Raw genomic sequence first — 16,413 nt, forward strand, 5'->3', positions numbered from 1 at the left:
CGAACAGGCGCACGCCGAGCTCCATGGCGCGCACGACGTCGCGCTCCTTCTTGATCGTGTTGCCGAAGGAGATGCGATCGGCCGTGGCGCCGGCCGCGAGCGCGAGCTCGATCTCGACGACCGAGGCGCAATCGAAGCAGGAGCCGAGCTTGGCGAGCAGGGCGAGCACCTCCGGCGCCGGGTTGGCCTTCACCGCGTAGAAGACGCGGGTGTCGGGCAGCGCACGGGCGAAGGCATGATAGTTCTCGCGCACGACATCGGTGTCGATGACGACGCAGGGCCCGTCCTCGCGGCGGGTACGAAGAAACTCACGGATGCGGTCGGTCATGAGACGCGACTCCCCTGCGACGCAAGCGGCGTCGATGCGATGTATCGCCGGAGTGAATCGTCGCTGTCGCGCGGCGCTGTGGAGACGCCTGCTACAGCGGACGAGCCGTCCGGACCCGAAACACCGTTCGATTGGGGAAGACCCCGCACGGCCGGCAATGAAGGACAAGCCTCTTCGGTGCCGGCCTGTGGAAAGCCGGCGAGACCAAAAAAGCCCGCTCCGTCGTTGCTTTAAGCTGCGTCCCCCGTGGAGATTCGGGGTTCGCCGGTTTTGCCTCCGGCTGCCGGTCTGTGTCGGGGAACGGCGTCCTTGCGGAAACCGGGAGGCGTGATTTGAGGGATGTCCATCCCCTCCATCCGTCCTCCAACCCCTGGCGGCTGTCCGGCCTCTTGTCCGGATGCCCACCGACCAGCACGCGGCCACAGGCACGTGCGAATTGGGTGAACGCGATATACGGACGCTTGCCCCGGACCACAAGTGTTTTATGCGCCCGGGGCCGCATTTTTTTGCAGGGCCGATCCGCGTCCGTTCGGGAACGGGTTAACGGCAAAAAGCCCTTCGCCGGCTAGGGGTTAGTCACGTTTCTCGCAGAAGCGGATTCTGTTGCCGAACGGGTCGGGCACTTGCAGCGTCCGGCCGCCCGGCCCGTCCTCCTCGATGCCTGGTTTCGAGTAGGTGTAGCGTTTGCCGATCAGCTCGGCGTGAAGGGCGTCGATACCGTTCATCCAGACGAAGACGGTCGAGCCGGGGCTGGCATCGCCGTGATGCTCCGAGAGATGGAGCTGCAGGCCGGAGCGCGAGACCTGCATATAGAGCGGCATGTTCGGCCCGAAGCGATGGTCCCAGTCCATCGTGAAGCCGAGGAAGTCGAGATAGAATTCCTTGGCCTTCGCCTCGTCGAAGATCCTGAGGATCGGGATGCCCATCTGCAGGCGCACCGTCTCCGCCGGCTTCTCGGGCGCAGCCTCGCCGATCTTCGCCGCCAGCACGTTCCAGTCGTCATAGCCGAACTGGCGCGCCACGATCTCAAGGGTCTCGGAATGGGAAAGCGGCACCTGCCGGGAGGCCATGGTCTCGCGCAGGCTCTTGGCCATCAGCTTCGCATCGCGAAAGCTACGCATCGTCGTGATCCTTTTCGCTGCGGACGGTTGGGATCGGGGCTCGCCTTGCCGATATCCGTCCACGAGTCGATCGGGATCAGGACAGGGACTTGGATGGATGCGTTCACCTTGCCCTTTCGGGCGCGAGCGGCTGGCCGCATCCGGCCAGTCACGAAGGTTGCGACATCTTCATCTCCTGTCAATGCCGGATGCCATACGCAGGCCCTAGACCAGCCTCATTTCATGGCCTTAACTCTCGGTAGCCGCCTATTTTGCCAAGCCGAGGCGACGGGGAAGACGGACCACCCATGACCACGACAGATCGCCGCCGCGTCCTGGGCGGACTTTCAGCCGCGCTCTGCCTCTCGGTGGCGCCCTCCGTCCTTCTGGCGCAGCAGCCCCAGCCGCAGCAGCAGGGCCCGCAGCCGCCTCCTCCCCAGCAGAACGCGGCGCCGCAGCCGCGCTTCGGCTTCGAGGACGTGCAGCGCCGCGCCCGCGAGATCGCTGCCGTTCCCTATGAGCCGATCCCGCCCCTGCCGGAAGCACTGGCCAAGCTCGACTACGATTCCTGGCGCGACATCCGTTTCCGGCCCGAGCGTGCGCTGCTGGCGCAGAACGGCTCGCCCTTCCGCATGCAGATGTTCCATCCGGGCTTCCTCTTCACCCGCCCGGTCACGGTGAATGTCGTGCGCGATGGCGTACCGACGCCCGTCCCCTATGCCGCGAACCTGTTCGACTACGGCAAGGTCAAGTTCGACAAGCCGCTGCCGGTCAATCTCGGCTTCGCCGGCTTCCGCCTGCATTACCCACTCAACGACCCCCGCGTCTTCGACGAGCTGATCTCCTTCATCGGCGCGAGCTATTTCCGGGTGCTCGGCCGCGGCCAGCGCTACGGTCTCTCGGCCCGCGGCCTCTCGATCGGAGCGGGCACCACTACCGAGGAATTCCCGGTCTTCCGCGAGTTCTGGGTCGAGCAGCCGGCAGCCAATGCCGAGCGCATCGTCATCCACACCCTGCTCGATTCGCCGGCCGTCACCGGCGCCTATCGTTTCACCATCTATCCTGACCTCGACACCGTCATGGAAGTGGCGGCGACGCTCTATCCGCGCGCGCCCATCGAGAAGCTCGGCCTTGCGCCACTGACCTCGATGTTCTTCACCGGCGAGAACGATCGCCGCTTCTTCGACGACTTCCGCAGCGAATTGCACGATTCCGACGGGCTGATGATCCATTCCGGCAGCGGCGAATGGATCTGGCGCCCGCTGCGCAACCCCAGACAGCAGGCCGTCTCCTCCTTCGTCGAGCGCAATATTCGCGGCTTCGGCCTGATGCAGCGCGACCGCGCCTTCGAGCATTACCAGGATCTCGATCTCTCCTACGAACTCCGTCCCTCCTACTGGATCGAGCCGCAGGGCGACTGGGGCGAAGGCGTCGTCGAACTGATCGAGATGCCGACGACCGACGAAACCAACGACAATATCGTAGCGCTGTGGGCGCCGAAGACACCGCTGGAGCCGGGCAAGGAGTTCTCCTTCGGCTACAAGCTGATCGCGATGCTCGATTCCAGCGACCTGCATCCAGGCGGGCGCGTCATCAACACCTACCAGGCCAAGCCCAAGGCGCTGGGCTCGGGCGAGCCGGTCACCGAGGGCTCGCGCCGCTTCATCATCGACTTCGCCGGGGGCGATCTCGACTACTACCTGAAGCAGCCGGAGAAGGTCGAGATCGTGCCCTCGATCGCCTATGGCCGGATCGACCGCGCCTTCATCGTGCCGAACCGCAAGACCGACGGCTTCCGCGCCTTCGTCGACGTCGTGGTCGAGCCTGGCCAGCTCGCCGAAATGCGCGCATTCCTCAGGAGCGGCGGCAAGACGCTCACAGAGACCTGGAGCTACCCCTGGCGCGCCGAAGCGCAGGGGTGAATTGACGGAGCCTGCGCCATGGACGTCGTCGAGAAGCCCGAACAGAACCGTTTCGAACTTGCGCTCGACGGCGGCACCGCGCTCGTCGCCTATCGTCGCGACGGCGAGCGGCTGGTGCTGGTCCATACCGAAGTGCCCCAGCAATTCGCCGGGCAGGGCGTCGGCTCAAGGCTGGCGAAGGGCGTCTTCGAATTGCTCCGGGCGAGCGGGCGCAAGGCCGTGGTCCGCTGCGAATTTTTGCAGGGCTGGCTCGCCAAGCATCCAGAGTACAACGACGTCGTCGACGGCTGACGCAGCAGGTCAGGAGGTCTTCCTGCCACCGCGGCGCGCCGGCTGTTTCTTGCGGCCATAGAGCTCCAGGCGATGGCGCACGAGCTCATAGCCGAGCTCCGCCGCGATCCGCCGCTGCAATTCCTCGATCGCATCCGAGGAGAACTCGATCACCTCGCCCGAATCGACATCGATCAGGTGGTCGTGATGCTCCTGGTCGGCATGCTCGTAGCGCGAGATGCCGTCCTCGAAGGCGTGGCGCTCGATCGCGCCCTGTGATTCCAGCACCTTCATCGTCCGGTAGACGGTCGAGAGCGACAGGGTCGGATCATGCGCGAAGGCCCGGGTGAAGATGCCCTTCGCATCGGGATGATCGTCGGCTTCGGCCAGCACGCGCAGGATCAAACGCCGCTGCTGCGTCATGCGCAGCCCGGCTCCCTTCAGCTGGCTCTCGAAAACGGCAATGCGCCGGTCGGTCTCGGTCATGCCTTGCCATAGCAATGCCGCCGGCCAATTGCAAAAACAGCTAAAAGAAAATCACTCGCATTTGCATTATATATGCAAATGCGACCCATTATTAACAAGATGACTTTACCCCAGATCGCTCGCTGCGGCGCCTATCAGCAGAAGAAGCCTCCTACCTTTTCAAGTCCGCCGCGATTTCCGCGACGAGCTCGTAGGAGCGTTTGCGCTGCTCGTGATCGAAGATCGGCGCGGTGACCATAATCTCGTCCGCCTGGGTCTCACGCACAAAGGCGCCTAACGTGCGTTGCAACGTCGCCGGCGAGCCGATGAAGGCATAGCGCAGCATCCCCGAGACATGCGCCTTCTCGGCCGGCGACCAGTACTGCTCGATATCGTCGATCGGGGGCTGGAGCTTGCCGCGCGCGCCTCTCACCATACCGACGAAACGCTGCTGCAGCGAGGTCGCGAGATAGCGCGCTTCCTCGTCCGTATCGGCGGCGACGACATTGATGCCCGGCATCGCATGCGGCGCCGCGAGCTGTTCGGACGGCTTGAAGCGCTCGCGATAGACGGCGAGCGCCTGCATCAGCGCATCCGGCGCGAAATGCGAGGCAAAGCTGTAGGGCAGTCCGAGCTCGGCCGCGAGCTGCGCGCCGAACAGGCTCGACCCGAGAATCCAGAGCGGAACCTCAAGCCCCTCGCCCGGCACAGCGCGGATCGCCTGATTGGGTCCCGCCGGCGCGAACAGCGCCTGCAATTCGAGCACGTCCTGCGGGAAGCTGTCGGATGACATCGGGCTGCGGCGCAGCGCCCTCAGCGTCAGCTGGTCGGTGCCGGGCGCGCGGCCGAGGCCGAGATCGATCCGCCCCGGAAAAAGCGCCTCCAGCGTACCGAACTGCTCGGCGATGACCAGCGGAGAATGGTTCGGCAGCATGATGCCGCCGGCGCCGACCCGGATGGTGCTGGTCGCCGCCGCGAGCTGGCCGATGACCACTGAGGTCGCGGCACTGGCGATGCCGACCATGTTGTGATGCTCGGCTACCCAGTAACGGGTGTAGCCGAGCCGTTCGGCATGGCGGATCAGGTCGGTGGATTTCAGCAGGGCGTCACGCGGCCCCTCCCCTTCGACGACGGGAACGAGATCGAGGACGGAGATCGCGACCATGACGGCCCCTGCTGGTTGAAGCATTTTCAAGCGAAGTGGAAACCGGTTCGCGTGAAGAAAATGCGATAAAATAAAAACCTAGAGCAATCTGTAGTTCGAAGGACTGCGGGTTGCTCTGGCGCCGGGCCAAGGCCGGCGGGACGACGTAGCCTCACCAGATGGGAAGGCTGGGCGATCCGGTCCAGAGGATAGCCAGCATCGTCATGGCGTGCCTGCGCTGGCGTTCTGGCGGAACGGGCTCGGCACAGCTGCGTTCCTAGTTGGAGACATCCATGCCGAAGGGAACGACCATGACCGCCACCGCCAATCCCGCCAAGGAAAGCCTGCGCCAGGAACAGAAGGAGCAGCGCGAAGCCGAGCGCAAGCACGGCAAGGACGCCGAGCTCAACCGGGCGCTGAAGGACACTTTCCCAGCCAGCGACCCCGTCGCAGCCCAGACGCCGATCAAGCCCGGCGCCAAGACCAAGAAGCCGGCCTGAGGCTCAGTCGCGCTGGTGCAGAAGGCGGGCGCGGATCGTGCCGTCGAGCGCGCGGATGTCCTTCAGGATGTCGCGCGCCTCGGCGCTTGAGACGCCGTCCGCCTCCATCACGACATAGCCGACCTCGCCATCGGTCTGGTAGTTCTGCGCGGCGATATTGACCTGCCGGCTGGCGAAGACGTCGTTCAGCCGCCGCAGCATGCCCGGCACGTTGCGCTGGACATGGATGAAGCGCGTGCCGATCGCGCGGGCCGGCAACTGGACCTGCGGGAAATTGACCGCACCGACCGTGGAGCCGACATCGGAATAATCGACGAGCTTGCGGGCGACCTCGGCGCCGATGCGCTCCTGCGCCTCCTCGGTCGAGCCGCCGATATGCGGCGTCAGGATCACGTTGGAGAGACCCTGCAGCGGCGTGACGAAGCGCTCGGCATTGGAAGCCGGTTCGACCGGGAAGACGTCCACGGCCGCACCCGCCAGATGGCCGCTCTTCAGCGCCGCCGCGACCGCGTCGAGATCGACCACCGTGCCACGCGAATTGTTGATGAGATAAGCGCCCTTCTTCATCGCCGCGATCTGCGCCGCGCCGATCATGCCCGCGGTCTGCGCCGTCTCCGGCACATGCAGCGAGACGACATCGGCCGCGCCGAGGAGAGCTTTCAGGCTCTTCGTCGGTTCGGTATTGCCGTGGCGCAGGCGATCGGTGTGATCGTAATAGATCACGCGCATGCCCATCGCCTCGGCCAGCGTCGAGAGCTGGCTGCCGATATTGCCGTAGCCGACGATGCCGAGCGTCTTGCCGCGCACCTCGAAGGAGCCGTTGGCCGATTTGTCCCAGCCGCCCTGATGCGCATCGCGTGAGCGGTCCGGAATGCGCCGGAGCAGCATCACGATCTCGCCGATGGTAAGCTCAGCGACGCTGCGCGTGTTCGAGAACGGCGCGTTGAAGACCGGCACGCCGCGCAGCCGCGCCGCCTCCAGATCGACCTGATTAGTGCCGACCGAGAAGCAGCCGACGGCGAAGAGCCGGTCGGCCCCGGCGAAGATCTCCGGCGTGAGCTGCGTGCGCGAGCGAATGCCGAGCACATGCACGCCCTGGATCGCCTTGAGCAGGCCGTCGCGGTCGAGCGCCTTGGGCAGCCGTTCGAGATTGCTATAGCCGGCCTGCTGCAACAGCTCGACGGCGGAATCGTTGATACCTTCCAGCAGCAGGACCTTGATGCGGTCCTTCGGAAGGGAAAGGCGTTCGCTGGGGCTGGTCATGACGATGCGCTCACGGAGGAGCGGTTGCTATAGTCCTCACAACGCCGGAGGCCAACGCCCTAGACGCAGCTCAGCCGCTAAAATCGCCGCGGCCGATGCGAAATTCTCATGGCGGCCTCAGGCCTTCTCGACGACCAGCGTCGAGCCTTCGACCCTGACGACCTTGACCTCGGTTCCGGCCAGCAGTTCCGGGCCGGTGATCCGCCAGGACGAATCGCCGACGCGCACGCGCCCCTCGCCGCCCGCCATTGTCGTCTCCAACCGGAAGACCTTGCCGATGAGTTGGCGACCGCGATCGTTGAGCCCAGTTGCGGCATCGGGTTCCTCGCTCTTACGGCGTGTCAGCATGCGGCCGGCGGCAACGCAGGCGACGGCGAAGATCGCGAAGACGATGCAGGCCGCCTGCCAGCCGAGGCTGAAGAGGCCGACCACCGCGCCGGTGATGAGCGCGGCCAACCCCAGCCAGATCAGGAAGACACCGGGCGCCAGCATCTCGCCGCCGATCAGCAGCAGGCCGAGAATGGCCCAGAGCCAGCCATTATGTGTCGCAAGCCAATCGGGCATCATCGTGGGCCTCAGTCGCTCGCACGCCCCGAAACCGGCACTGAGCCGGCCCCGCCGCGGCGCAGGGCCGGTGCATCCTCGCCGAACACGGCCTTGGTGAGCTGCGCGATGCCGCCGACCGTGCCGGCAAGCGACGCAGCCTCGATCGGCACGATCACGACCTTGCTGTTATGGCTGGAAGCGATCGATTTCAGCGCATCCGTATAGCGCTCGGCGATGAGAAAGTTGGCGGCCTGAATGTCGCCCTTGCTGATCGCCTCCGAGACCATGGCGGTGGCGGCCGCTTCCGCCTGGGCCAGCCGCTCGCGGGCCTCGGCATCGCGCAACGCCGCTTCCTTGCGGCCTTCGGCGGCGAGGATCTGCGCCTGCTTCTGGCCCTCGGCCTTGAGGATTTCGGACTGGCGCAGACCTTCTGCCTCCAACACGGCGGCGCGCTTCTCGCGCTCAGCCTTCATCTGCCGGTTCATCGCGCCGGCGATATCGGCCGGCGGCAGGATGTCGCGGATCTCGATGCGGGTGACCTTGACGCCCCAGGGCGAGGCGGCGGCGTCCATGACGCGCAGCAGCCGCTCGTTGATCTCGTCTCGATGCGACAGGAGCTGATCCAGATCCATCGAACCGACGACGGTGCGGATATTGGTCATGGTCAGGAGCATCAGGGCGTCGTGCAGCGAGGCGACCTCGTAGCTGGCCTTGGCGGCGTCGAGCACCTGGAAGAAGGCGACGGCGTCGATCCTGACACCGGCATTATCCTTGGTGATCGCCTCCTGCGAGGGAATGTCGAGCACCTGCTCCATGACATTCACCTTGTGCCCGATGCGGTCGATATAGGGCACGATCAGCCCAAGGCCCGCGCTCAGCGTCCGCGAATAGCGGCCGAAGCGCTCGACGGTGTAGTTGAAACCCTGTGGAACGGTGCGAACGCCGCGTGCGATCGTCAGGATGACCAGCGCCACGATGACGATCACGGCGATGTTGAAGCCCGACAAATCCATCTCGTCCCCCTGCGACGCCGATGCGCCGTCCTGCCCATCCAATCCTCAAACTGGCGTTTGCGTGGGCCGGTTGCAAGCGGGGGCATCAAACGGGCGAGCCATGCCGGGGGCGGCTCGCCCGAAATCGATGTCAGCTCTGCGTCGCGTCCGTATTGCAGCGCGCCAGCATCCGCGAGGCCGCCGTCACGCCCGCAAGCGAGAACGTATAGGTCGTGACATTGCCGCGCAGCGAACGCGCTTCGAGAGTCATGGTGCTGCCCGCGCGCATCGCCGCGAGCAGTGCCGGCTCCCGCTCCAGCCGCTCCAGCCAGGCATTGCTGCCCTCGGTCAGCATGCGGAAGCTGTCATCGCCGATCGTGACGGTGACGACCGAGTTCCGCGCGAAGTCATAGCCGGTCTGGAAGCTCGATTCCGTCGCCGAGGCTTTTTCTCCCGTCTGCACGAAGAAGAAAACTTCTCCATGACGTAAATTAGACGGCTCCTCGGAAGAGGGTTTACTCATGATGAAGCAACGTGCCAGATCATCCTTTGCGTAAGTCGCCGCATTCCATTCGCCGAACTGACCCAGGGATGTGGGCCCCGCCGCCTGTACGCCCGTCCCCGCCAAGATGACGAGGCAGGCGGCCGAAAGCGCTGTCTTGAACATGGTCTCATCTCCTTTCATCGCGGCCAACTTGGAAAGGAGAGTGTTACCGAGGCGTAAATGCGACCCGAACAATTCCTGCGTCGATCCGGCGCAGGACGGGCCGGGCCTGCCCAAAACGAAGATGCCCGGCACAGGGCCGGGCATCGGAAGGCGTCAAGGCAGCTAAGCTTCAGACGAACTGGCCGTGGCAGTGCTTGAACTTCTTGCCCGAGCCGCAAGGACAGGGCTCGTTGCGGCCGACCTTGCCCCAGGTCTCGGGATCCGTGGGATTGCGGTCGAGCACGGCCGTATCGGCATCCGTCGCCGCAAACTGCACGCCGGTCGCGCCGTAATCGCCGAAGCCGGAGTTCGCGCCGTCCTGAACCTGCGCCGGCGCCTGATCCTCGGGCTGGTCGAAGCGGACCTCGATGCGCGAGAGATGGCCGGTGACCTGCTGGCGCAGATGGCCGATCAGCCCGTCGAACAGCTCGAAGGCCTCCTGCTTGTATTCCTGCAGCGGGTCGCGCTGGGCGAGGCCACGCCAGCCGATGACCTGGCGCAGATGGTCGAGCGTGACCAGATGCTCGCGCCAGAGATGGTCGAGCGACTGCAGCAGAACCTGCTTCTCGACATAGGTCATGACTTCTTCGCTGTTCCGTTCGATACGGCCGGCATAATCCTCGTCGGCGAGCTTGCGGATGCGCTCGCGGATCTCGCTGTCGGCGATGCCCTCTTCCTTGGCCCAGTCCTCGATCGGCAGATCGAGGTTGAGATGCTGGATCACCTCCTGCTTGAGGCCGGCGCTGTCCCACTGCTCGGGATAGGCCTCTTCCGGAATGTGGCGGGCGACGACGTCCTCGACCACGCCATGGCGCATGTCGTCGATCGTCTCGCGCACGCTCGCCTGGCGCATGAAGTCGCGGCGCTGCTCGAACACGACCTTGCGCTGGTCGTTCATGACGTCGTCGTATTTCAGGATGTTCTTGCGGATGTCGAAATTGCGCGCCTCGACCTTGCCCTGAGCCTTCTCGACCGCCTTGTTGATCCAGGGATGGACGATCGCCTCGTCCTCCTTGAGGCCGAGCTTGGTCAGCATGCCGTCCATCCGGTCGGAGCCGAAGATGCGCATCAGGTCGTCCTGCAGCGACAGGAAGAACTTGGAGCGGCCGGGATCGCCCTGGCGGCCCGCGCGGCCGCGCAGCTGGTTGTCGATGCGCCGGCTCTCATGGCGCTCGGTGCCGACGATGTAGAGCCCGCCGGACTTGAGCACACGCTGCTTGAATTCGGCGACCTCGGCGCGGATAGCGGCGGCCTTGGCGTCGCGCTCCGGACCTTCCTCCATCCCGGCGAGATCGTGGTTGATCCGCATGTCGGCATTGCCGCCGAGCTGGATGTCGGTGCCGCGGCCGGCCATGTTGGTGGCGATGGTGATCGCGCCGGGCACGCCGGCCTGCGCGACGATATAGGCTTCCTGCTCATGGAAGCGAGCGTTCAGCACGGCGAAGGCCTTGGTCGTCTTGCCCTGACGGGCGGCCTCGTAGACCGGTTCCAGCGCCGTCGGGTTGGTGAAGTCGAGCAGCTTGTAGCCCGCCTTCTCCAGCATCTCCGCGATCAGCTCCGAGCGCTCGATCGAGGTGGTGCCGACCAACACGGGCTGGCCGTTCTCCTGCGCCGACTGGATCTCGCGGATGACGCCGCGCACCTTCTCCTCGAAGGTCCGGTAGACTTCGTCGTCCTCGTCCTTGCGGGCGACGGGAACGTTGGTCGGAATCTCGACGACCTCGAGCTTGTAGATCTGGAAGAACTCGTCGGCCTCGGTCGCCGCCGTGCCGGTCATGCCGGCGAGCTTGGCGTAGAGGCGGAAATAGTTCTGGAAGGTGATCGAGGCCAGCGTCGCGTTCTCGGGCTGGACCGTGACGTGCTCCTTAGCTTCCAGCGCCTGATGCAGGCCTTCCGAATAGCGTCGGCCCGGCATCATGCGGCCGGTGAACTCGTCGATGATCACCACTTCGTCGTTGCGGACGATATAGTCCTTGTCGCGGGTGAACAGCGTGTGGGCCCGCAGCGCCTGATTGACGTGATGGACCAGCGTGACGTTGTGGGCGTCGTAGAGATCGCCCTCGGTCAGGATGCCGGCCTCCCGCAGCAATTCCTCGATATGCTCGTTGCCGGCTTCGGTCAGCGCCACCGTGCGCTGCTTCTCGTCGACCTCGTAGTCGGTCGGGATCAGGCCCGGCAGCACCTTGTCGATCGCGACATAGAGGTCCGACTTGTCGTCGAGCGGGCCGGAGATGATCAGCGGCGTACGCGCTTCGTCGACCAGGATCGAGTCGACCTCGTCGACGATCGCGAAATGGTGGCCGCGCTGGCTCATCTGCGCGACGTCGTATTTCATGTTGTCGCGGAGATAGTCGAAGCCGAACTCGTTGTTCGTGCCATAGGTGATGTCGCAGGCATAGGCACGCTGGCGCTCCTCGTCGTCGAGGCCGTGCACGATGATGCCGACGGTCAGGCCGAGGAAGTTGTAGAGCTTCGCCATCCACTCGGCGTCGCGCCGGGCGAGGTAGTCGTTGACGGTGACGACATGGACGCCCTTGCCTTCGAGGGCGTTGAGATAGGTCGGCAAGGTCGCGACCAGCGTCTTGCCTTCGCCGGTCTTCATCTCGGCGATGGCGCCCTCGTGCAGCACCATGCCGCCGATCAGCTGGACGTCATAGGGGCGCTGGCCGAGCACGCGCTTGGCGGCCTCGCGCACCGTGGCGAAGGCGGGGACCAGCAGGTCGTCGAGCTTCTTGCCCTCGGCGATCTGCTTCTTGAACTCTTCGGTGCGCGCCTTCAGAGCCTCGTCGCTCAGCGCCGAGAGCTCTTTCTCCAGGGCGTTGATCGCGGCGACGCGGGGCTGGTAGCCCTTGACGCGGCGGTCATTCGACGAGCCGAAGAGTTTCTTTGCGAGCGCGCCAAGCATGTTGGGCCTTTCAGGTGATGCGTTGAGCCCCCGGCCGGCGCGTATCGCTTGTCGCGCGCGAACCGGAGGTTCGGTATTCTCGAAATGCGACCGCGTGTTTAGACGCGAGCGCGGGCAGGGTCCAGCGTGCGTTTCGTCCTATCGGCAGCGAAACAGCAAGTGAATTCGGCTCCCGATGTGGGGTTTTTCCGTTCCGCTTCCAAGAGCCCACGCCTGATATCATGCGACGCTGCGGCAACGGGGCCGGTGCAAAGCTGCGTGATCGGCTGCCGCGATCGTCCGAACCGCCTTGCCTTTGCCGCGTTCAACTGGCAGTGCACCGCCAAACCGCCTCGGTTTTCGACGAAAGGCCGTCATTCATGAATTCAGCCCGTTTCATTGCCGTTCTCGGCTTCGCGCTGCTGGCGGGCCCGGCCTTCGCCCAGGCCGACAAGGTCGTCGCCAAGGTCGACGGCATCGCGATCACCGAGAAGGACGTCCAGCTCGCGACCGAGGATCTCGGCGAGCGCCTCGCCCAGCTCCCCGAGGAGCGCAAGCGCGACGAGGTGATCAACTATCTCGTCGACCTCAAGCTCGGCGCCAAGGCCGCGGCCGACGCCAAGATCGGCGACACCCCCGATTTCGCCGCCCGCCTCGCCTATTACCGCGAGAAGGTGCTGCTCGACGAATACCTGACCCGCGAGGGCAAGAAGGCCGTCACCCCCGAAGCCGCCAAGAAGCTCTTCGATGACACCACCAAGGCGATGGCGCCCGAGGAAGAGGCCCATGCCCGCCATATCCTCGTCGAGGACGAGGCGCAGGCCAAGGCTGCGGTCGAGCGGCTGAAGAAGGGCGAAGATTTCGCCAAGGTTGCGGCCGAGCTCTCCAAGGACCCGGGCTCCGGCAAGGAGGGCGGCGATCTCGGCTGGTTCACCAAGGACCGCATGGTGCCGGAATTCGCCGAAGCCGCGTTCAAGCTGAAGAAGGGCGAGATTTCCGAGCCGGTGAAGAGCCAGTTCGGCTGGCACGTCATAAAGCTCGAGGACAAGCGCACCAAGCCGCTGCCGGATTTCGCGGCCGTCAAGCCGCAGATCGACCAGTATCTCGAGCGCAAGGCCCAGCAGGATCTCGTTCTCGCCATGCGTGAGAAGGCCAAGGTCGAGCGTCTCGACAAGCCGGCAGCACCTGCCCCCCCGGCTCCGGACGCCGCCAAGCCGGCCGAGCCGAAGAAGAACTGAGACAGTCGTCCTATGCCGGCCGCAGCGCGGCCGGCATAGCTTCTAGATCCTCAATCGCATTTGATTCCGCATTTGACCACGGGCCGTCCGTCTGGCCCGATTTCGACCCAGCATTGCCAGCTGCATCCCTTCGGCAGAACAGCCTTGCTCTCTTTTCCGAGAGGAGTAACGGCGTTGCCAATGGTTTCTTCCAGCTTCTTCTGTGCCCGTGCAATCTCGGGCGTCAGCAGAGTATCCGCCATGGTGCCTCCTTGCGCATGCTCATCATGCAACCATAAGTTGCAATATCGATAAGCGGGTTGCAACCGTTATTTGCTTTGGCCGCCGCTCTTGTCTTCTGACCGTCTCTGCGGCAGATCAGCCTCCCCAACTGGAGGAAGCCCGATGGCCGGCAAGGATGTCCCCGTTTCCCCGCTCGCGCCGAAGCGCCAGCCCAAGGTTCCAGCGGTGCCGGGCGTGCGCTTCGCCACCGCCGAGGCCGGCATCCGCTACAAGGGCCGCCAGGACGTCTGGTTCGCGCTGCTCGACGAGGGCACGCAGGTCGCGGGCGTCTTTACCCGCTCGAAATGCCCCTCCGCTCCGGTCGACTGGTGCCGCGAGAACCTGAAGCAGGGTTCGGCCCGCGCCGTCGTCGTCAATTCCGGCAATGCCAACGCCTTCACCGGCCTGAAAGGCCGTGATTCCGTCAAGCTCACCGCCGAGATCGCGGCGAAGGCTGCCGGCTGCAGGCCTCAGGAGGTCTTCATCGCCTCGACCGGCGTGATCGGCGAGCCGCTCGATGCGACCAAGTTCAAGGGCGTTCTCGACGAATGCGCCAAGCGCGCGGCCGACGGCCCCTGGATCGACGCCGCCCGCGCGATCATGACCACAGACACTTTCCCGAAGGCCCTGACCCGCAAGGCCAAGATCGACGGCAAGGAAGTGGTCATCGCCGGCATCGCCAAGGGCGCCGGCATGATCGCGCCGGACATGGCGACGATGCTCTCCTTCGTCTTCACCGATGCCCCGATCGCCGCCCCCGTGCTGCAGGCCCTGCTCTCCAAGGGCGTGAAGGGCTCGTTCAATGCTGTCACCGTCGACAGCGACACCTCGACCTCGGACACGCTGATGCTGTTCGCCACCGGCAAGGCTGCCGCTCGCGGCGTGCCGGCGATCACCGAGATCAACGACGCCCGCCTGTCCGGCTTCAAGCGCGCGTTGAATTCGATCCTGCTGGAGCTCGCCCACCTCGTCTGCAAGGACGGTGAAGGCGCCCGCAAATTCGTCGAGGTGCGCGTCACCGGCGCAGCCTCCGCCCGCTCGGCCAAGCGCGTCGCGCTCTCGATCGCCAATTCCCCGCTGGTCAAGACCGCCATCGCCGGCGAGGACGCCAATTGGGGGCGCGTCGTCATGGCCGTCGGCAAGGCCGGCGAACCGGCCGATCGCGACAGGCTCGATATCGGCTTCGGCGACATCGTCGTGGCGAAGCAGGGCGCGCGTGCCCCGTCCTATGACGAGGTCGCGGTTTCCGACTACATGAAGGGCGACAACATCGTCATCACCGCCGATCTCGGGCTGGGGCGCGGCAAGGCCACGGTCTGGACCTGCGACCTGACCAAAGCCTATGTCGAGATCAATGGCGACTACCGCTCCTGAGGTTTCCGCGGACCCAAGCCGTAGTTTCATCGCCGTCAATCTCGCGATCTGCGCCCTGCTCTGGGGCTCGAGCTACCTGTTCATCAAGCTGATGAGCGGGCAGGTTCCGGCTCTTGCCATCGCGGCCGGGCGAGGCCTGCTCGGCGCGGCTGCCCTGTCGCTCTGGAGCCTGTGGCGCCGGCAGAATCCGCTGCCGCGCCGGGCCGAGATCGTTCCCTGGCTCGTGCTCGGCACCACCAATGGCTGGCTGCCCAACGTGCTCGTCGCCTATGCGCTGACGCAGCTCCCCAGCGGCCCCGGCGCGATGATCCAGGCGGCGAGCCCGCTCGTCACCGCGCTCGGTGCCCATTTCTTCTTCGCCGAGGAGAGGCTGACCCGGCGCCGTGTCGGCGGCATCCTGCTCGGCATGGCCGGCGTCGCCATGCTGATCGGCCCGCGCTTGTTTGAAGGCGGCGGCACGGCGCTCAGCGTGCTGGCCATGGTCGGCGCGGCGCTGAGCTACACCGCCGCCAATCTCTATGTCCGCTCCGTGCCGGCCGCGACCGGCGAACCGGCACGGCTGGCACTGGGGCAGCAGATGTTCTCGGGCACGATCGCCACGACGCTCGCCCTCACCTTCCTCGGCCCCACGGCTTTCCTGCCCGTGCTCAACCATCTCCCGACCATGCTGGCGCTCGGCGTGCTGGCGACCGCGATCCCGGTCACGGTCTTCATGCGCCTGATTCGGGCGGCAGGCCCGACGCGCGCGGCCATGACCGGCTATCTCGTGCCGACGGTCGCGGTGATTCTTGGCGTCATTGTCCTGCACGAAGCTCTGGAGTTGCGGCAAATCCTCGGCGGCTGCATCATCCTGGCCGGCGTCTTCCTCGTCACGACGACGCCGCGCAAGGTGGGGGCCTCATGAGGATCGGGACTATCGCGGCGGCCGTGCTGGCCGGCGCCGTCATGGCGGGTTGTGTCGATCGCAAGCCCGCGACCGTGGCCTTCTCCGCCGAGGAGGCAGCCTTCATCAAGAAATCAGGCACCGGAATCATCACCGGCCACGCCTTCCGCACCAAGCCGAGCGGCGTGGTGGTCAACGCGGCCGGCCAAGTCGTACGCCTCATTCCCGACACCGCCTTCGCCCGCGAGCGCTTCGCCAATTTCTACGGCAAGGCCAAATACGTGCCCCACAGTGCCTATCCGCGCGACGACAGTGTCGACCCCGGCTATTCCGAATATACCCGCACGACCAAGGCCGAGGCCAATGGCCGCTTCGCCTTCGACAAGGTCGCGCCAGGGACCTATTTCCTGACAACGCAGGTGATCTGGGGCGAGGAAACCGCCTTCACCCGCGAAGGCGGCTCGGTCTATGACAGCGTCACGCTGACGGGCAAGGAAACCGAGCCCGTCCAGGTCATCCTCTCCGGTAACTGAGACA

16 protein-coding genes and 1 pseudogene are annotated in these 16,413 nt (G+C 65.3%); 7 read left to right on the forward strand and 10 right to left on the reverse strand.

What is annotated here, in order from left to right; genetic code table 11:
* Window positions 1–328, reverse strand: a pseudogene (locus Q0Q36_RS01840) (ornithine decarboxylase); the annotation flags it as partial.
* A 572-nt stretch (window positions 329–900) separates the two neighbouring features.
* Entirely contained in the window at window positions 901–1,449 is a 549-nt protein-coding gene (locus Q0Q36_RS01845; protein WP_293795117.1) for a glyoxalase superfamily protein, read from the reverse strand.
* A gap of 287 nt (window positions 1,450–1,736) precedes the next feature.
* Between Q0Q36_RS01845 and Q0Q36_RS01850 the strand changes: the two genes are divergently transcribed.
* Both Q0Q36_RS01850 and Q0Q36_RS01855 read left to right on the forward strand, forming a co-directional pair.
* Window positions 1,737–3,350: a glucan biosynthesis protein gene (locus tag Q0Q36_RS01850; RefSeq protein ID WP_293795118.1), complete on the forward strand. Its 1,614-nt coding sequence runs from the start codon at window positions 1,737–1,739 to the stop codon at window positions 3,348–3,350.
* An 18-nt stretch (window positions 3,351–3,368) separates the two neighbouring features.
* Window positions 3,369–3,641 (forward strand): GNAT family N-acetyltransferase, encoded by a 273-nt coding sequence (locus Q0Q36_RS01855; RefSeq protein ID WP_293795119.1) that lies wholly within the window; start codon window positions 3,369–3,371, stop codon window positions 3,639–3,641.
* A 9-nt stretch (window positions 3,642–3,650) separates the two neighbouring features.
* Here Q0Q36_RS01855 and Q0Q36_RS01860 read toward each other — a convergent pair whose 3' ends face one another.
* Both Q0Q36_RS01860 and Q0Q36_RS01865 read right to left on the reverse strand, forming a co-directional pair.
* Window positions 3,651–4,106 (reverse strand): Fur family transcriptional regulator, encoded by a 456-nt coding sequence (locus tag Q0Q36_RS01860; protein WP_257733573.1) that lies wholly within the window; start codon window positions 4,104–4,106, stop codon window positions 3,651–3,653.
* Window positions 4,107–4,257: 151 nt separating this feature from the next.
* Window positions 4,258–5,250, reverse strand: a complete 993-nt coding sequence (locus tag Q0Q36_RS01865) for an LLM class flavin-dependent oxidoreductase (protein ID WP_293795121.1) — start codon at window positions 5,248–5,250, stop codon at window positions 4,258–4,260.
* A 272-nt stretch (window positions 5,251–5,522) separates the two neighbouring features.
* Between Q0Q36_RS01865 and Q0Q36_RS01870 the strand changes: the two genes are divergently transcribed.
* Window positions 5,523–5,729 (forward strand): hypothetical protein, encoded by a 207-nt coding sequence (locus Q0Q36_RS01870; protein WP_293795123.1) that lies wholly within the window; start codon window positions 5,523–5,525, stop codon window positions 5,727–5,729.
* A gap of 3 nt (window positions 5,730–5,732) precedes the next feature.
* Here the strand turns inward: Q0Q36_RS01870 and serA are convergent, their stop codons facing one another.
* The 5 genes from serA to secA form a co-directional block, all read right to left on the reverse strand.
* Complete coding sequence (gene serA, locus Q0Q36_RS01875; RefSeq protein WP_265056841.1) at window positions 5,733–6,992, reverse strand: phosphoglycerate dehydrogenase; 1,260 nt, start codon at window positions 6,990–6,992, stop codon at window positions 5,733–5,735.
* 117 nt (window positions 6,993–7,109) lie between these two features.
* Complete coding sequence (locus tag Q0Q36_RS01880; RefSeq protein WP_293795128.1) at window positions 7,110–7,559, reverse strand: NfeD family protein; 450 nt, start codon at window positions 7,557–7,559, stop codon at window positions 7,110–7,112.
* Between the two features lie 8 nt (window positions 7,560–7,567).
* Window positions 7,568–8,551, reverse strand: a complete 984-nt coding sequence (locus tag Q0Q36_RS01885; protein WP_293795130.1) for an SPFH domain-containing protein — start codon at window positions 8,549–8,551, stop codon at window positions 7,568–7,570.
* Window positions 8,552–8,681: 130 nt separating this feature from the next.
* On the reverse strand, window positions 8,682–9,197 hold the full coding sequence (locus tag Q0Q36_RS01890; protein ID WP_293795132.1) for an invasion associated locus B family protein: 516 nt from the start codon (window positions 9,195–9,197) through the stop codon (window positions 8,682–8,684).
* Between the two features lie 169 nt (window positions 9,198–9,366).
* Window positions 9,367–12,141: a preprotein translocase subunit SecA gene (secA, locus tag Q0Q36_RS01895; RefSeq protein ID WP_293795134.1), complete on the reverse strand. Its 2,775-nt coding sequence runs from the start codon at window positions 12,139–12,141 to the stop codon at window positions 9,367–9,369.
* 359 nt (window positions 12,142–12,500) lie between these two features.
* On the opposite strand from secA, the gene Q0Q36_RS01900 reads away from it, so the two are divergent.
* Window positions 12,501–13,358 carry a peptidylprolyl isomerase gene (locus Q0Q36_RS01900; protein ID WP_293795136.1) on the forward strand — a complete coding sequence of 286 codons (858 nt, stop codon included), beginning with the start codon at window positions 12,501–12,503 and terminating at the stop codon, window positions 13,356–13,358.
* Between the two features lie 50 nt (window positions 13,359–13,408).
* On the opposite strand, the gene Q0Q36_RS01905 is transcribed toward Q0Q36_RS01900, so the two are convergent.
* Window positions 13,409–13,600 (reverse strand): hypothetical protein, encoded by a 192-nt coding sequence (locus Q0Q36_RS01905; RefSeq protein ID WP_293795138.1) that lies wholly within the window; start codon window positions 13,598–13,600, stop codon window positions 13,409–13,411.
* Window positions 13,601–13,742: 142 nt separating this feature from the next.
* Here Q0Q36_RS01905 and argJ point away from each other — a divergent pair, with 142 nt between their 5' ends.
* The 3 genes from argJ to Q0Q36_RS01920 are packed head-to-tail and all read left to right on the forward strand — an operon-like array spanning window position 13,743 to window position 16,409.
* Window positions 13,743–14,993 carry a bifunctional glutamate N-acetyltransferase/amino-acid acetyltransferase ArgJ gene (argJ, locus tag Q0Q36_RS01910; RefSeq protein WP_293795140.1) on the forward strand — a complete coding sequence of 417 codons (1,251 nt, stop codon included), beginning with the start codon at window positions 13,743–13,745 and terminating at the stop codon, window positions 14,991–14,993.
* On the forward strand, window positions 14,974–15,897 hold the full coding sequence (locus tag Q0Q36_RS01915) for a DMT family transporter (protein WP_293795142.1): 924 nt from the start codon (window positions 14,974–14,976) through the stop codon (window positions 15,895–15,897). Before argJ ends, Q0Q36_RS01915 begins: the two co-directional genes overlap by 20 nt.
* On the forward strand, window positions 15,894–16,409 hold the full coding sequence (locus Q0Q36_RS01920; RefSeq protein WP_293795144.1) for a carboxypeptidase regulatory-like domain-containing protein: 516 nt from the start codon (window positions 15,894–15,896) through the stop codon (window positions 16,407–16,409). The genes Q0Q36_RS01915 and Q0Q36_RS01920 overlap by 4 nt, the downstream gene beginning before the upstream one ends.
* Window positions 16,410–16,413 lie beyond the last annotated feature (4 nt).

The sequence above is a fragment of the uncultured Allobosea sp. genome (assembly GCF_945957345.1).
Taxonomy (GTDB): domain Bacteria; phylum Pseudomonadota; class Alphaproteobacteria; order Rhizobiales; family Beijerinckiaceae; genus Allobosea.

Bases quoted from the DNA above. Each gene is read 5' to 3' on its own strand.
- Q0Q36_RS01845 (WP_293795117.1), bottom strand. From the start codon at position 1,449: ATGCGTAGCTTTCGCGATGCGAAGCTGATGGCCAAGAGCCTGCGCGAG.
- Q0Q36_RS01850 (WP_293795118.1), top strand. From the start codon at position 1,737: ATGACCACGACAGATCGCCGCCGCGTCCTGGGCGGACTTTCAGCCGCG.
- Q0Q36_RS01855 (WP_293795119.1), top strand. From the start codon at position 3,369: ATGGACGTCGTCGAGAAGCCCGAACAGAACCGTTTCGAACTTGCGCTC.
- Q0Q36_RS01860 (WP_257733573.1), bottom strand. From the start codon at position 4,106: ATGACCGAGACCGACCGGCGCATTGCCGTTTTCGAGAGCCAGCTGAAG.
- Q0Q36_RS01865 (WP_293795121.1), bottom strand. From the start codon at position 5,250: ATGGTCGCGATCTCCGTCCTCGATCTCGTTCCCGTCGTCGAAGGGGAG.
- Q0Q36_RS01870 (WP_293795123.1), top strand. From the start codon at position 5,523: ATGCCGAAGGGAACGACCATGACCGCCACCGCCAATCCCGCCAAGGAA.
- serA (WP_265056841.1), bottom strand. From the start codon at position 6,992: ATGACCAGCCCCAGCGAACGCCTTTCCCTTCCGAAGGACCGCATCAAG.
- Q0Q36_RS01880 (WP_293795128.1), bottom strand. From the start codon at position 7,559: ATGATGCCCGATTGGCTTGCGACACATAATGGCTGGCTCTGGGCCATT.
- Q0Q36_RS01885 (WP_293795130.1), bottom strand. From the start codon at position 8,551: ATGGATTTGTCGGGCTTCAACATCGCCGTGATCGTCATCGTGGCGCTG.
- Q0Q36_RS01890 (WP_293795132.1), bottom strand. From the start codon at position 9,197: ATGTTCAAGACAGCGCTTTCGGCCGCCTGCCTCGTCATCTTGGCGGGG.
- secA (WP_293795134.1), bottom strand. From the start codon at position 12,141: ATGCTTGGCGCGCTCGCAAAGAAACTCTTCGGCTCGTCGAATGACCGC.
- Q0Q36_RS01900 (WP_293795136.1), top strand. From the start codon at position 12,501: ATGAATTCAGCCCGTTTCATTGCCGTTCTCGGCTTCGCGCTGCTGGCG.
- Q0Q36_RS01905 (WP_293795138.1), bottom strand. From the start codon at position 13,600: ATGGCGGATACTCTGCTGACGCCCGAGATTGCACGGGCACAGAAGAAG.
- argJ (WP_293795140.1), top strand. From the start codon at position 13,743: ATGGCCGGCAAGGATGTCCCCGTTTCCCCGCTCGCGCCGAAGCGCCAG.
- Q0Q36_RS01915 (WP_293795142.1), top strand. From the start codon at position 14,974: ATGGCGACTACCGCTCCTGAGGTTTCCGCGGACCCAAGCCGTAGTTTC.
- Q0Q36_RS01920 (WP_293795144.1), top strand. From the start codon at position 15,894: ATGAGGATCGGGACTATCGCGGCGGCCGTGCTGGCCGGCGCCGTCATG.